The 14648-nt window shown below is 69.9% G+C and carries 14 protein-coding genes and 1 pseudogene; 9 read left to right on the top strand and 6 right to left on the bottom strand.

Translation table 11 applies throughout. From position 1 onward, the window contains the following. The 3 genes and pseudogenes from VF522_RS13665 to VF522_RS13655 all read right to left on the bottom strand — a co-directional run. Nucleotides 1-472, bottom strand: a pseudogene (locus VF522_RS13665) (exopolyphosphatase); the annotation flags it as partial. A 58-nt stretch (nucleotides 473-530) separates the two neighbouring features. Next, entirely contained in the window at nucleotides 531-1655 is a 1125-nt protein-coding gene (locus VF522_RS13660; protein WP_330908827.1) for an ABC transporter substrate-binding protein, read from the bottom strand. Further along, nucleotides 1655-2137 (bottom strand): fasciclin domain-containing protein, encoded by a 483-nt coding sequence (locus tag VF522_RS13655; RefSeq protein ID WP_330908826.1) that lies wholly within the window; start codon nucleotides 2135-2137, stop codon nucleotides 1655-1657. The genes VF522_RS13660 and VF522_RS13655 overlap by 1 nt, the downstream gene beginning before the upstream one ends. A gap of 166 nt (nucleotides 2138-2303) precedes the next feature. On the opposite strand from VF522_RS13655, the gene pstS (VF522_RS13650) reads away from it, so the two are divergent. The 8 genes from pstS (VF522_RS13650) to phoR all read left to right on the top strand — a co-directional run bounded on the left by pstS (VF522_RS13650) (nucleotide 2304) and on the right by phoR (nucleotide 10205). Further along, nucleotides 2304-3341, top strand: coding sequence for a phosphate ABC transporter substrate-binding protein PstS (gene pstS, locus VF522_RS13650; protein WP_330908825.1), 1038 nt, complete (start codon nucleotides 2304-2306; stop codon nucleotides 3339-3341). A gap of 128 nt (nucleotides 3342-3469) precedes the next feature. Further along, complete coding sequence (gene pstS / locus VF522_RS13645; protein ID WP_330908824.1) at nucleotides 3470-4582, top strand: phosphate ABC transporter substrate-binding protein PstS; 1113 nt, start codon at nucleotides 3470-3472, stop codon at nucleotides 4580-4582. Between the two features lie 44 nt (nucleotides 4583-4626). Beyond that, nucleotides 4627-5610, top strand: a complete 984-nt coding sequence (pstC, locus tag VF522_RS13640) for a phosphate ABC transporter permease PstC (RefSeq protein WP_330908823.1) — start codon at nucleotides 4627-4629, stop codon at nucleotides 5608-5610. A 94-nt stretch (nucleotides 5611-5704) separates the two neighbouring features. Further along, the gene (gene pstA, locus VF522_RS13635) at nucleotides 5705-6592 is read left to right on the top strand and encodes a phosphate ABC transporter permease PstA (RefSeq protein ID WP_330908822.1); all 888 of its coding nucleotides are present in this window, start codon (nucleotides 5705-5707) and stop codon (nucleotides 6590-6592) included. 10 nt (nucleotides 6593-6602) lie between these two features. Continuing rightward, nucleotides 6603-7385: a phosphate ABC transporter ATP-binding protein PstB gene (pstB, locus tag VF522_RS13630; protein ID WP_330908821.1), complete on the top strand. Its 783-nt coding sequence runs from the start codon at nucleotides 6603-6605 to the stop codon at nucleotides 7383-7385. A gap of 19 nt (nucleotides 7386-7404) precedes the next feature. Next, nucleotides 7405-8109, top strand: coding sequence for a phosphate signaling complex protein PhoU (gene phoU, locus VF522_RS13625; RefSeq protein ID WP_330908820.1), 705 nt, complete (start codon nucleotides 7405-7407; stop codon nucleotides 8107-8109). A 7-nt stretch (nucleotides 8110-8116) separates the two neighbouring features. After that, entirely contained in the window at nucleotides 8117-8833 is a 717-nt protein-coding gene (gene phoB / locus VF522_RS13620; protein ID WP_330908819.1) for a phosphate regulon transcriptional regulator PhoB, read from the top strand. A 10-nt stretch (nucleotides 8834-8843) separates the two neighbouring features. Then, nucleotides 8844-10205, top strand: coding sequence for a phosphate regulon sensor histidine kinase PhoR (gene phoR / locus VF522_RS13615; protein ID WP_330908818.1), 1362 nt, complete (start codon nucleotides 8844-8846; stop codon nucleotides 10203-10205). On the opposite strand, the gene VF522_RS13610 is transcribed toward phoR, so the two are convergent. From VF522_RS13610 to VF522_RS13600, 3 genes are all read right to left on the bottom strand, one after another. Beyond that, on the bottom strand, nucleotides 10114-11496 hold the full coding sequence (locus VF522_RS13610) for an MATE family efflux transporter (protein WP_330908817.1): 1383 nt from the start codon (nucleotides 11494-11496) through the stop codon (nucleotides 10114-10116). The two genes, phoR and VF522_RS13610, sit on opposite strands and share 92 nt — an antisense overlap. Then, nucleotides 11493-13175 carry a hypothetical protein gene (locus tag VF522_RS13605; protein WP_330908816.1) on the bottom strand — a complete coding sequence of 561 codons (1683 nt, stop codon included), beginning with the start codon at nucleotides 13173-13175 and terminating at the stop codon, nucleotides 11493-11495. Before VF522_RS13605 ends, VF522_RS13610 begins: the two co-directional genes overlap by 4 nt. Before the next feature lie 87 nt (nucleotides 13176-13262). Next, the gene (locus VF522_RS13600; protein WP_330908815.1) at nucleotides 13263-13523 is read right to left on the bottom strand and encodes a type B 50S ribosomal protein L31; all 261 of its coding nucleotides are present in this window, start codon (nucleotides 13521-13523) and stop codon (nucleotides 13263-13265) included. A gap of 133 nt (nucleotides 13524-13656) precedes the next feature. On the opposite strand from VF522_RS13600, the gene VF522_RS13595 reads away from it, so the two are divergent. Next, the gene (locus VF522_RS13595) at nucleotides 13657-14286 is read left to right on the top strand and encodes a hypothetical protein (protein WP_330908814.1); all 630 of its coding nucleotides are present in this window, start codon (nucleotides 13657-13659) and stop codon (nucleotides 14284-14286) included. Nucleotides 14287-14648 lie beyond the last annotated feature (362 nt).

The raw sequence follows: 14648 nt of genomic DNA, 5'->3' as shown, positions 1-14648 counted from the left end.
CGGTGACTTCGGCCTGGTACTGGCGGCCGAGGATCAGCTCGGTGGAGCGGCCGCCGATGTCCACGACGAGCCGCTTCTCGTCCGATTGCGGCAGCAGGTGCGCCACGCCCTGGTAGATCAGGCGGGCTTCCTCGCGGCCGGAGATCACTTCGATGGGAAAGCCCAGGACCTGGTGCGCGCGGGCGAGGAACTCGTCGCGGTTGCGCGCCTCGCGCAGCGTCTGCGTGGCCACCGCGCGCACCTGCGCGCGCGGGAAGCCGGCGATCCGTTCGGCGAAACGCGCCAGGCAGGCCCAGCCTCGCTCCATGGCTTCGGGGGTGAGGTTGCGCGCCTCGTCGAGGCCGTTGCCCTGGCGCACGGTCTCCTTCAGGTACTCGACCCGCTGGAGCTGTCCGTGGTCGAGGCGCCCGATCTCCAGGCGGAAGCTGTTGGAGCCGAGGTCGACGGCGGCGAGCAGGGTACCGTGTTGCATGCGGAAGGCGGCGCGGCGGGCCAGCATAGCACCGCGCATCGCGCGCGTGGGTTCTGTCTCAGCCCACGACGCGCCCGTCCGGCGTCAGCATGCTCTGCGTGACGAAGCCGGCGCTGCGCCGGTTGTCGTCGTAGCTCACGCGGTAGCCGCCCACGTCGACGTCGGCGCGCCGCTGGAAGGCCGCGAGCACCGAAGCGCGCGTGACGGGTCCGTCGATCGCGTTCAGCACCTCGAAGGTGTAGCGCGCGGCGATGAAGCCGGCGAGGCTCAGGGCCGCCGGCGGCTCGTCGAAGAGGCGCGCGAGCACCTCGCGGTACCGGCGCACCACCGACAGCGGCGCCCCCATCATCGGCACCGGCTGTGTCGCGATCACCGGCGTCGCCTTGCCCGCGCCCATCTGCAGCACGGTCTGCAGGTTGACGTCGGCCAGCGCGATCACGTAGCGCTGCCGCGCCTCGCGCTCCAGCCCGCGCGTGAACTGCACCAGTTCCGGCGTGCCGCCGAGGAAGAGGAGCAGGGCGGGCGTGCCGGGACCGAGCTTGCGCCCGAGCAGTTCGAGATCGCCGCTGCCGCGGAAGCTCGCGACCTTGAGCCGCAGCGCCGCGGCCGTGCCGGCCACGTCGCGCTGGTACAGGCTGGACTCGCGCTCCGACGCGTACACCGCGCCCACCTCGCTCACGCCCATCACCGACAGCGACTTCAGCGCATGGGCGATCTGCTCCTGCCGGCCTGCGAAGATCGGGAAGGTGCGCTCGTCGACTTCCAGCCCCGAGTTCTGCAGCCAGGGGGCCGCGTGCGCGATCGACACGTTGTCCTGGCGCAAGGCCATGACGGCCTGCACGGCGGCGGGGTCGCCGACGGTGCCGGAGAGCGCCACGCAGTTCGGGTTGTCCAGCAGCGTGCGCAGGGCCTGTCGCACGCCGGCGGCGCTGCCGTCGGTTTCGACGGTCACGTGCTGCACGGGCCGTCCGCGCAGGCCGCCTTGCGACTGGATCGCCTGCCACGCGGCGCGCGCGCCGACCAGGAAATCCTTGGACACGTCCTGCTCCGCGAGCGACGCATCGAAGACCTGCCCGATCACCAGCGGCCGCGCCGCGGCGCGCGGCTGCGCCGCCAGCGGCAGCGAGACGAAGGCGGCGCCGCCCGCCAGCAGCGTGCGGCGCCTCAGGGACGGGCCGCGCATCAGCGGCGCGGCGGCATCAGGACGCGATCGACCTTGTGCACGACCCCGTTGGTCGCCACGATGTCGGCCTTCTCCACCATGGCTTCTTCCACGGTGACGAATTCGCCGGCGCGCGCCACGGCGAGGCTGGCGCCCTGCGCGGTCTTCACGTTGCCGGCCTTGACCTCGGCCGCCGTGAGCTTGGCGGGCACCACGTGATACGCCAGCACGTCCTTCAGGCGCGCGGGATCCTTGGCCAGTTCGTCCATCGTCTTCGCCGGCACGGCCTGGAAGGCCTCGTTGGTGGGCGCGAAGACCGTGTAGGGACCGGCCGCCTTCAGCGTTTCGGCGAGGCCGGCGCGGACCACCAGAGAATTCAGCGTGCTCAGTTGCGGATCGCGCGCGATGGTCTCGGCGACGTTGGAGGGCGACTGCACCGGCTGGCTCGCGCAGGCGGCGATCAGGGCGACGAGGGGAAGGAGGGTGATGAGACGGCGTTGCATGGTTGTGGTTCCTCTGTGCGAATGCGCGGCCGAGCTTAGGAAGCGTTCGTGACGGTGTCGTGACATGAACATGACGCTCGCGTGACGGTCCGGGCCTGTCATGCGGCTGTCACAACCCGTCCGTACAGTCCGTCCCGTTCGACATCACTTCACCATGAGGACTCACATGAACATCAGCTTCCGCATCGCCAGCATCGGCCTCGCCACCCTGGCCGTCTCCGGCCTCGCCGCGGCCCAGGACGTGACCGGCGCCGGCGCGAGCTTCCCGGCCCCGCTGTATTCCAAGTGGGCCGCCGAATACAACCGCGCCACCGGCGCGCGCATCAACTACCAGTCCGTCGGTTCCGGCGCGGGCATGCGCCAGATCGAAGCCAAGACGGTGGACTTCGGCGCTTCCGATGCCCCGATGAAGGACGAAGAGCTCGCCAAGAAGGGCCTCGTGCAGTTCCCCACCGTGATCGGCGGCGTGATCCCGGTCGTGAACATCAAGGGCGTGGCCCCGGGCCAGCTGCGCCTGAACGGCCAGGTGCTGGGCGACATCTACCTGGGCAAGATCGCCAAGTGGAGCGACCCGGCCATCAAGGCGCTCAACCCCAGCCTGAACCTGCCCGACGCCGCGATTGCCCCCGTGCGCCGCGCCGACGGCTCCGGCACCAGCTTCATCTTCACCAACTACCTGTCGAAGGTGAACGCCGACTGGAAGGCCAAGGTGGGTGAGGGCACGGCCGTCAACTGGCCGACGGGCGCCGGCGGCAAGGGCAACGAGGGCGTGGCCGCGTTCGTGGGCCGCCTGCCGAATTCGATCGGCTATGTCGAGTACGCCTACGTCAAGCAGAACAAGATGACCTATGCGCTGCTGCAGAACGCGGCCGGGCAGTTCGTGGCGCCGGACGACAGCGCCTTCAAGGCGGCCGCCGCGGGCGCCGACTGGACGAAGAGCTTCTACCAGATCCTCACCAACCAGCCGGGTGCCCAGGCGTGGCCGATCACGGGCGCGACCTTCATCATGATGCACAAGGCCCAGGACAAGCCCGCGCAGGCCGCCGCCGCCCTCAAGTTCTTCGACTGGGCGTACAAGAACGGCGACAAGACGGCCGACGAGCTCGACTATGTGCCGATGCCCGCCGCGGTCAAGGCCCAGATCGAGAAGCTCTGGTCGGCCGAGATCAAGGACGCTTCCGGCAAGGTCCTGGCGTACAAGTGAAGAGCTGCGTGGGGGGCGTGTCGGTGACTGTCCGACACCCGCGCAGGACAGCCTGTCACGGAAATGTCACAGAACCTTCATAAAGTCGGCGGAGTCGTCCTGAAGACGGCACCCAAGGACTCCCGACCATGAAGATCTGCCTCGCCTTCGCCACTCTCGCTGCCGCCGCCGGCCTGGCCGGTTGCGGCAAGTCCGAACCGCCGGCTCCTGCCGGCGGTTCCGCTCCTGCCGCCACGACCACGCCAGCCGCCACGCCTCCGGCCGGAGGCGGTGCGGGCGTCACGGGTGCCGGGGCGAGCTTCCCCGCTCCGCTGTACGCCAAGTGGGCCGCCGACTACAACAAGGCGTCCGGCGTCAGGATCAACTACCAGTCGGTCGGCTCCGGCGCCGGCGTCAAGCAGATCGAGGCCAGGACGATCGACTTCGGCGCCAGCGACATGCCGCTGAAAGACGAGGAACTGGCGCAGAAGGGCCTGGTCCAGTTCCCGACCGTGATCGGCGGCGTGGTGCCGGTCGTGAACATCCAGGGCGTCGGACCGGGCCAGCTGCGCCTCAATGGCCAGCTGCTGGGCGACATCTACCTGGGCAAGATCAAGAAGTGGAACGATCCCGCGATCGCCGCGCTGAACCCCGGCGTGAAGCTGCCCGATGCGGCGATCGCGCCGGTGCGGCGCGCGGACGGCTCGGGCACCAGCTTCATCTTCACCAACTACCTGTCGAAGGTGAACGCGGAGTGGAAGTCCAAGGTCGGTGAAGGCACCGCCGTGAACTGGCCCACCGGAAGCGGCGGCAAGGGCAACGAAGGGGTCGCGGCTTTCGTCGGCCGCCTGCCCGGGGCCATCGGCTATGTCGAATACGCGTACGTGAAGCAGAACAAGATGTCGTACGCGCTGCTGCAGAATGCGGCCGGCCAGTTCGTCGCCCCCGAGGACAAGGCCTTCCAGGCGGCGGCCGCCGGTGCCGACTGGTCCAAAAGCTTCTACCAGATCCTCACCGACCAGCCGGGCGCGCAGGCGTGGCCGATCACGGGCGCCACCTTCATCCTGATGCACAAGTCGCAGGACAAGCCCGGGCAGGCCGCCGCGGCGCTGAAGTTCTTCGACTGGGCCTACAAGAACGGCGACCCGACCGCCGACGACCTGGACTACGTGCCGATGCCGGCAGCGGTGAAGCAGCAGGTCGACAAGCTCTGGTCCGCGCAAATCAAGGACGCCTCCGGCAACGCGGTGGCGTATAAATAGTGTCCTCCAGCTTCCAGACTGAAACCGCCCGCCTGCAACCCGCGATGGCGGCGCCCCGCGCGAACGCGATCCAGGCCTCCACGGGGCGCGTGCGCGCCGGCGCGGTGATCGACCGCCTGTTCGGCTGGACGGCGCGCCTGGCCGCGCTCCTCACGCTGGGCCTGCTGGCCGGCATCCTGGTGTCCCTGGTGATCGGCGCCATGCCCGCGCTCCACAAGTACGGGTTGGGCTTCCTCACCAACAGCGTCTGGGACCCGGTCGCCGGCGAGTTCGGCGGGCTGGTGATGATCTACGGCACGCTCGCGACCTCGCTGATCGCCCTGCTCATCGCGGTGCCGGTGAGCTTCGGCATCGCGCTGTTCCTCACCGAACTGTCGCCCTCGTGGCTGAAACGGCCGCTGGGCACGGCGATCGAGTTGCTGGCCGCCGTGCCGTCGATCGTCTACGGCATGTGGGGCCTGCTGGTGTTCGGCCCGCTGCTGGCCACCTGGGTGCAGCAGCCGATGCAGACGCTGTTCGGGGAGGTCCCCGTGCTCGGGACGCTGTTCTCCGGCCCGCCGGTGGGCATCGGCATCCTCGCCGCGGGCATCATCCTCGCCATCATGATCATCCCCTTCATCGCGGCGGTGATGCGCGACGTCTTCGAGGTGACGCCGCCGATGCTCAAGGAGTCGGCCTACGCGCTCGGCTCCACCACCTGGGAGGTCGTCTACAAGGTGGTGCTGCCGTACACCAAGGGCGGCGTGATCGGCGGCATCATGCTGGGCCTCGGCCGCGCCCTGGGCGAGACCATGGCGGTGACCTTCGTCATCGGCAACTTCAACCAGCTCGACACGCTGAGCCTGTTCGCGCCCGCCAACAGCATCACCTCCGCGCTCGCCAACGAATTCGCCGAGGCCGGCGACGGCCTGCACCAGGCGGCGCTGATCTACCTGGGCCTGGTGCTGTTCTTCATCACCTTCGTGGTGCTGTCGCTGTCCAAGCTGCTGCTGGCGCGCCTGCGCCGCAACGAGGGAGCGCGGTCATGAGCGCCGCACGGCCGCCCGAAGGCGCTCGCCCCCTCCGCTTGCGGAGGGGGGAGGAGAAGGCCGCGCAGCGGACAAGCCTGGGGGAGGATTCCTGATGACCAGCACGTCCGCACGCCTGATCCGCTCGCAGGATCTTTCGCTGGAGCGCGAACGCATGTACGCGCGCCGCAAGCGCTTCAACCGCATCGCCCTCGCGCTGTCGCTGGCCGCCATGGCGTTCGGCGTGTTCTGGCTGATCTGGATCCTGTGGGAGACCCTCAGGCTCGGGGTCACCGGCCTCACCTGGGCGACTTTCAGCCAGATGACGCCACCGCCCAACGAGGCCGGCGGCATCCTCAACGCCATCTGGGGATCGCTGCTGATGGTGCTGCTCGCCACCTTCGTCGGCACGCCGATCGGCATCATGGCCGGCATCTACCTGGCCGAGTACGACCCCAAGGGCTGGCTCGGCGCCACCACGCGCTTCGTCAACGACATCCTGCTGTCGGCCCCCTCGATCGTCATCGGCTTGTTCGTGTACGCGGTCGTCGTGGCGCGCTACAAGCATTTCTCCGGCTGGGCGGGCGCGATCGCGCTGGCGCTGATCGTGATCCCGGTGGTGATCCGCACCACCGAGAACATGCTGCTGCTGGTGCCCGCGGGCCTGCGCGAAGCGGCGTACGCACTGGGCGCGCCCAAGTGGAAGGTGATCATCAAGATCACGCTGCGGGCCTCGCGCGCGGGCGTCGTCACCGGCGTGCTGCTGGCCGTGGCCCGCATCGCCGGCGAGACCGCGCCGCTGCTCTTCACGGCGCTGAACAACCAGTTCTTCACCTCCGACCTGGGCGAACCGATGGCGAGCCTGCCCGTGACCATCTTCAAGTTCGCGATGAGCCCGTACGAGAACTGGCAGCAGCTGGCCTGGGCCGGCGTCTTCATCATCACGCTCGCCGTCCTCGGCCTGAACATCCTGGCGCGGCTGCTCACGCGCAACCGCACCTGAACGACGGAACATGGAAAACAAGATCGCTCCCCCGCCCCTGCGCCCCAAGCTGTCGGTGCGCGACCTGAACTTCTACTACGGCGCCTTCCGCGCGCTGCGCGGCATCAACCTCGACATCGCCGAGAACAAGGTCACGGCCTTCATCGGGCCCTCGGGCTGCGGCAAGTCCACGCTGCTGCGCACCTTCAACCGCATGTTCGAGCTGTACCCGGACCAGCGGGCCGAGGGCGAGATCATCCTGGACGGCGAGAACCTGCTCACGTCGAAGAAGGACGTGGCGCTGATCCGCGCCAAGGTCGGCATGGTGTTCCAGAAGCCGACGCCGTTCCCGATGTCGATCTACGACAACATCGCCTTCGGCGTGCGCCTGTTCGAGAACCTGGGCGACGCCGACATGGACGACCGCGTCGAGTGGGCCCTGCGCAAGGCGGCGCTGTGGGAAGAGGTCAAGGCCAAGCTGAACCAGAGCGGCTCGGGCCTGTCCGGCGGCCAGCAGCAGCGCCTGTGCATCGCCCGCGGCATCGCGATCAAGCCCGACGTGCTCCTGCTCGACGAACCCTGTTCGGCGCTGGACCCGATCTCCACCGGCAAGATCGAGGAGTTGATCATCGAGCTGAAGAAGGACTACACGGTGGTGATCGTCACGCACAACATGCAGCAGGCGGCGCGGGTGTCCGACTACACCGCCTACATGTACCTGGGCGACCTGATCGAGGTGGGCGAGACGGAGCAGATCTTCTTCAAGCCCAAGCGCCAGGAAACCGAGGACTACATCACCGGCCGCTTCGGCTGAGACGAGGAGGACAACGACAATGGTCGACAAGCATCTTTCCACCCAGTTCGACAGCGAACTCAATTCCCTGTCTTCGCGCGTCATGGAAATGGGCGGCCTGGTGGAGTCGCAGATCCGCCAGGCGATCCTCGCGGTCTCCGAATTCAACGGCGACATCGCGCGCCAGGTGATGGAGACCGAGGACCGCGTCAACCAGATGGAAGTGGACATCGACCGCGAGCTCTCGTCGGTCATCGCGCGGCGGCAGCCGACGGCGCGCGACCTGCGCCTGCTGATGGCGATCTCCAAGACCACGGCCAACCTGGAGCGCGTGGGCGACGAGGCGCGGCGCATCGCGCGCATGGTGCAGTCGATCCTGGACAAGGGCGGCGCGGCGCGCTCGCTGCCGGCCAGCGAACTGCGCGTCGCCGCGGACCTCGCGTCGGCGCAGCTGCGCAAGGTGCTGGACGCCTTCGCGCGCCTGGACACCGCGGCGGCGGTGGCGATCATGAAGGGCGACGACCTCCTGGACAAGGAGTTCGACGGCTTCGTGCGCAAGCTGATCACCTACATGATGGAAGATCCGCGCACCATCTCCAGCAGCCTGGACCTGCTGTTCGTGGCCAAGGCGATCGAGCGCATCGGCGACCACGCCAAGAACATCGCCGAGTTCATCATCTACGTGGTGAAGGGCGCCGACGTGCGCCACAGCTCGATGGAGAACATCGAGTCCGCGATCAAGTAAGGGTGCGATGAAGCAGCAGCCACGGATCCTGATCGTCGAGGACGAACCCGCCATCGCGGAACTCATCGCCGTCAACCTGCGCCACAACGGGATGTCGCCGGTCTGGGCGGAGGACGGCGCCGCGGCGCAGCGCGAGATCGACGCCGTGCTGCCCGATGCCATCCTGCTGGACTGGATGCTCCCGGGCCAGAGCGGGGTGGCGCTGGCGCGCCGCTGGCGCGGCGAGGCGCGCACCAAGGCGATCCCGATCCTGATGCTCACCGCGCGCGGCGACGAATCCGACAAGGTGAGCGGCCTCGATGCGGGGGCCGACGACTACATCACCAAGCCCTTTTCGACGCAGGAGCTGATGGCGCGCATCCGCGCGGTGCTGCGCCGGCGCATGCCGGAGAAGAGCGAGGAGACCGTCACCCTGGGCGCGCTGGTGCTCGACGGCGCGGCGCACCGCGTGAGCTGGCACGGGCGCGCGCTGAAGCTCGGGCCCACGGAGTTCAAGCTGCTGCACTACCTGATGCGGCATCCGGAGCGGGTGCACAGCCGCCAGCAGCTCCTGGACAAGGTGTGGGGCGACCACGTCTTCATCGAGGAACGCACGGTGGACGTGCACGTGAAGCGCCTGCGCGAGGCGCTCGGCCCCGCGGCGGGCGCCCTGGTGGAAACGGTGCGCGGAGCGGGTTACCGCATCACCGCGCAGCCCGCCGGCAACGCCGGTGCCGGCGCGTGAGACCGGCGCCGTGACCTTTCGCGTCGCCATCTTCCTGCTGTGCCTGGCGGCTGGCGGCTTCGGCGGCTGGTTCGTCGCGGGCGACTCGGGTGCCGAACTGGGGCTGGCCCTCGGGGCGCTGCTCTGGTTTGCCGTCGACACCGGCCGCGGCCTGCGGGCGCTGCGCTGGCTGCGCGAAGGCGACCTGCGGCGTCCGCCGGCGCTGGGCGGCCTCTGGGGCGAGGCGCTCGACCGGGTGCGGCGCGCCGTGTCCGTGCGCGAGAAGCAGGTGGAGGACGCCGAACTGCGCCTGGACGACTTCCTCGATGCCATCCGCGCCTCGCCCAATGGCGTGGTGCTGCTGGATCCGCGCGGCCGCATCGAGTGGATCAACGACACGGCGGCGGCCCACTTCGGCTTCGACCGCGAGCGCGACCTGCAGCAGCACATCGTCAACCTGCTGCGCGATCCCGACTTCGGCGCCTTCTACGCGGGCCGCACCGAGACCGACGACGTGGTGATCCCGGCGCCGGGCAGCACGGCGTCGCACCCGCGGCGGCTGTCGCTGCGCCTGCATCCCTACGGGGAGGGCCGCGTGCTGATGCTGTCGCGGGACGTCACCGCGGTGGAGCAGGCCGACGTGATGCGCCGCGATTTCGTGGCCAATGTGTCCCACGAGATCCGCACGCCGCTCACGGTGCTGTCCGGCTTCGTGGAGACGCTGCGCAGCCTCGATCTGCCGCAGGAAGATCGCGCCCGCTACCTTCAGATGATGGCGCAGCAGACGCAGCGCATGCAGACGCTGGTCAACGACCTGCTGACGCTCTCCCGGCTGGAAGGCAGTCCGCTGCCCGGCACCGGCGAGTGGACGCCCGTGGCGAGCCTGCTCGCCCAGTGCGAACAGGAAGCGCGGGCGCTCGCGCCGTCGCTGGGCAAGAGCCTCGAGCTGGACTTCGCGCCGGCGGCGCCGGCCGCGGTGAGCGGGATGGCGAGCGAGTTGCAGAGCGCGTTCTCCAACCTGGTGAGCAACGCGGTGCGCTACACGCCCACGGGCGGCCGGATCGCGGTGGCCGCCGGCCTGCAGGCCGATGGCCGGCTGCACTTCAGCGTGCACGACACCGGCCCGGGCATCGCGCCCGAACACCTGCCGCGCCTGACCGAACGCTTCTACCGCGTCGACCGCAGCCGCTCGCGCGAGACCGGTGGCACCGGCCTGGGCCTCGCCATCGTCAAGCATGTCGTGCAGCGGCACGGCGGCGAGCTGCGCATCGACAGCACGCCGGGCGCGGGCTCGACCTTTTCTATTCTGCTGCCGGCTGCGCGCGTGCGGCCGCAGGCGCCGTCGGCGGACGGAAGCGCTTCACGGACCGCCACAGAATCAGCGGCAGGATGACGGCCAGCAGCGCCAGCGCGGTGCTGCTGGCGATCCAGAAGGCGGCCGGGCTGTTCTGCGCCGGCCACGAGCCGAGGCCGCGGTAGGCGAGCTGGTACCCGCCCACCACGCCCACGCCCCACAGCAGCACGCAATAGGCCGCCAGCGGCGCCACCGCCACGCGGTAGGAGCGCAGCACGAACACGCACAGCGCCTGCACCGCATCGCCGAGGTGGTAGACCGCGACGAAGGCCAGCAGGCCGCCCGCGACGGCGGCCACCTGCGGGTCGGCGGAATACAGGGAGGCGATGCCTTCGCGCGTGAGCAGCACCACGACGCCCAGCAGCACCGCCATCGACAGGCCCATGCGAAAGCCCGTGCGGATCGCACTGCGCGCCTTCTTGGGGTCGCCCGCGCCGAGCCAGAAGCTCACCCGCGCGCTGGTCGCGATCGCCAGCGACAGCGGCACCATGTACATGACCGCCGCGAGGTTGGCGGCGATCTGGTGCGCCGCGGCCGACAGCGTGCCCTGGCGCGCGATGAACAGCGACATCAGCGTGAAGGACGTGACCTCCACCATGATCGCCAGGCCGGCGGGGACGCCCAGGCGCGCGAACTGCACGATGGTGGGCCAGTGTGGCGGCTCCATCGGCCGCCAGATCGCGTACGGACGGTACAGCGCGTCGGTGCGCACCAGCCGGATCGCGATGCCCAGGAACAGGTAGTTCACCGCCACCGTCGCCCACGCGCAGCCCACCGCGCCCATGGCCGGCAGGCCCGCGCCGCCGAAGGCGAACCAGATGGTCAGCGGCACTTTCAGCGCCAGCGAGCCGAGCTGCAGCCACGTCACCAGCTGCGGCTTGCCCAGGCTCTGGTTGAGCGTGCTGTACATGCGGAACAGCAGCGCGGGCGGCAAGGCGAGGGCCAGCACGCCCAGGTAGCGGCGCACGTCGTCCTGCAGCGCGGGCGGGACTTCGGTGCCCTGCAGCAGGGCATTGGGGAACAGCAGGCCGAAGACGCCGGCGATTGCCGCGAGCACGGCGAGGTACAGGGCCTGCCGCACCGAGCGGCCGACGTCCCGCCGCCGCCCCGCGCCGTGCAGCTCCGCCCAGGTGGGCAGCAGCGCCTGCAGCACGCCCATGAGTGCGACGAACACCGTGATGTAGACGGCGGAGCCGACCGACAGGGCCGCGAGCGCCTGCTGCGAATAGCGGCCCGCGACGATGGTGTCGGTGATGCCGAAGGCCATGGTGGCCAGCTGCCCGGCGAGCACGGTGGCCGCGTGCCGGGCGATGGTCGCGCGTTCCGTCACCGCTTCTTGTACAGGAGGAGGTTCTCGCGCGGGTCGGTCGGGCGGCGCACGGTGGTGACCAGGCGCCATTGCCTGAGGTTCACCACCATGGGCAGCGACACCTGCAGGTCCTGGGAGGCCACCAGCCAGGGGCAGGCGCTCTGCACTTCGATGCTGCGCAGGTCGAGCCGCCCGTGGTAACGCAGCGCCGCGATCTGCGGGCGGGTGAGGCCGAACACCTCCACGCAGCCGGGCGCGTCCATCCGCGCCGTGATGCCCTGGACGACCGGCTTGTAGCTGCGCGCGTAATCCAGCACGGGCAGCCACAGCGTCATCACCAGCAGCCACACCAGCGCCGTGCCGCCGGCGGGCAGCACCAGGCTCTTCCAGATCGCCTCGCGGCTGCGGCTCGTGCGCCAGCGCACCAGCCACAGCCAGGCGGCGGTGGCGAGCAGGGCGGCGAAGAAGGCGGTCCAGCCGAAGCTCGGGACGAAGCCGGGCGCGAGCCGCGCGACGTTGGCCGCGGGCTTGGCCGGCACGCCGGTCTGCAGCGAGATCCAGATCACCCAGATCACGATCGCGCAGCCGCTGAAGAACAGCAGGGTGAACCAGTCGATCAGCGCCGCGACGCTGCGCTCGAAGGTCGGCAGCGCGAAGGCGGCGAGCGCGGCGAGCGCCGGCAGTCCCAGCAGCAGCGCGCGGTCGGGGTTCGGCGCGAGCAGGGTCGTGACCAGCGACACCAGGGCGAACCACAGCGGCAAGGCCACGTGGCGGCGCGCGAGCTGGCGGCGCCAGCGCCACGCCGTCCAGAGCGCCAGCGGCCAGGCCGGCCAGGTGAACCACAGCACCAGGCGCACCAGGGACTGCCACTCGCGCCCCGGGCCCTGCGACGGCTCCAGCCGCCAGTGCCAGGTGTCCAGGGCCGCGGCGATCGCGCCGGCGCCCAGCGCCAGCAGCAGCACGAGCAGCGCGCCGCGCAGACCGCGGCCTTCCGCGTCGCTGTCGTGGGGCGCGTTGATCCAGTGGATGATCGCGCCGCCCGCGGCGAACACCACGCCCATCGCCGGCGCGCCGCTGAGGGCCAGGCCGGGCAGCGCGAACGCCAGCGCGATCGACGGCATCAGGATGCGATAGGGCAGGGCCGCCAGGCCGTAGAAAGCCAGCGCCGTGAATCCGAGCTGCGCCAGCGCCGGCGTGGTCTCGTGCGACAGCTGCATGAGGCCCAGGCAGGCGATCAGGGCCAGCAGGCCGCCGTCGGCGATCGCGCGGGCATAGTCCGGCGCCGCCGCCTCGCCGCCGAAGGCGAAGGGCACCGGCTGCGCGTAGGGCGTGCGCGCCAGGTAGTAGACCCCGTACCAGGTGGCGGCCAGCGTCACGATCAGCAGGGCCGCGAAGGGAAGCCGCGCGACGAAATCCGGCTGGATCCAGGCCGGCGCGACCTTCAGGAACCAGGCACCCAGCCAGTAGGGCAGCAGGGCATCGAAGTCCGGAGGCTGCCCCAGCATGGTGGGGTCGAGCCAGTCGGCGCGGCCGGTGGCGAGCTCGAACATGTAGCCGAAGGCCATGATGTCCGCGTTCTTCCACGGCTCGCGGCCCACGAAGCCGGGGATCACGTAGGCCGCGCAGAGCAGCAGCAGCGCCACGCGCGGCAGGCGGCGCACGGCGCTCTGGGTGACGATGGCGGGAGTGGGCCGGTTCACGCGCGGGAGTGTGTCACAGTGGCTGCGGGAGCCCTCCAACGAAAAAGGCAGCCGGGAGGCTGCCTTCTTGCAGGGGCACCGTGCGCCTTACTTGGTGGCGCCGGCCTTGCCGAACTTCTTGAAGAACTTGTCCACGCGGCCGCCCATGTCGTTCACCGACTTCTGGGTGCCGGTGTAGAACGGGTGCGACTCGCTGGAGGTGTCCAGCTTGAACAGCGGCAGCTCGCGGCCGTCGTCCATCTTCACCATCTCGCGCGTCTGCACGCACGAGCGGGTCACGAACTTGAAACCGTTCGACAGGTCCACGAAGCAGACGTCGCGGTAGTTGGGGTGAATGCCTTCTTTCATGGGGTCCTCGTCAGGTGTCGGGAGCCGCGCCGGGACATCCGGCGTACTTTCCGCAGTCAGCCCGCGATTATAGCGTCCGCCGGTCGCGCCCTGCTGCCCTGCTAGACTGGCCCGCACCTCAGGAGGAGATTCGATGGAATGGTCCCGGAACGCGGCTGCGGCCGCCGTCGCCTTTCTCGCGGCCGCCGCGGCGGCGCAGCAAGCCCCGGTGTGCGAACAGGACGCCTCGGTGACCGAGCGCTTCATCCCCGTCGAACTGCTGACCGGCCTGCCGGCGCCGGAGAAGCCGGAACTGGTGTTCGCCCCCGTGCGGCGCAGCTACCCCTTCGTCAACGTGCTCCCGGACGGCCGCCTCGGCGGCGGGGAGGTCACGCTCGAAGGGCCGGTGCGCTGGACCGGCGAGGGCGGCAAGGACTACGAGGTCTATGAGCGCAAGGTTCCGCGGGCCCACGAGCGCTTTGCGTTCACGCCCGACCGCACGGCCATCGGCCGCGTCTACGACGAGCGCTTCGGCAATGCCGTGAACGAGGGCAAGTTCCCGGTGGGCCTGTGGCAGCAGGGGCAGAAGCGCAGCTATGCGACGGTGTACGGCGGCAGCCGCCGGGCAGTGTCCAGCATCACCATCGAGAAACTCTCCTGCACCTACGAGGGCGTCGCGGGGGCGCTGCAGTACCGCTGGACCAGCAACGGGCTGGACTACGGCTACATCTATGCCCCGGGCCGCGGCGTGGTGCAGGTGATGACGTATCGGTCGGGGCGCTGAAGGCGTCTGCCCGTCATCCCCGCGCAGGCGGGGATCCAGAGCGTTGAAGAAGCGGCGCTGTTGCGCCGCTTCCCGCTTTTGTGCATCGCACGGGCTGCCAACCCCCGTGCGGGCGGGGCCGGGATCGCGCTGGCATGGCGTCCTTCGCGCCTGCGGCGCTCGGCAAACCTGCGAGGACCGGGCAGGCGTCCCCGCGGCCGAACTCGCTGCGTGTTTGCCCGCGCACGGGCAAACACTCCGCTCAGACACCGGTACCGCGAGAGTGAAACGTGCGCGTGGCTCGATACGCGATCCGCGCTCTCGTAGCCACGCTGGGCCGCCTGCCCGGTCCTCGCAGGCGCCATGCCTTCATGCGCGACCCC

Source organism: Ramlibacter sp., assembly GCF_036383835.1.
GTDB lineage: Bacteria > Pseudomonadota > Gammaproteobacteria > Burkholderiales > Burkholderiaceae_C > Ramlibacter.
Note: the sequence above shows the minus strand (reverse complement) of the source record. Positions and strands in the feature narration are given on the sequence as shown.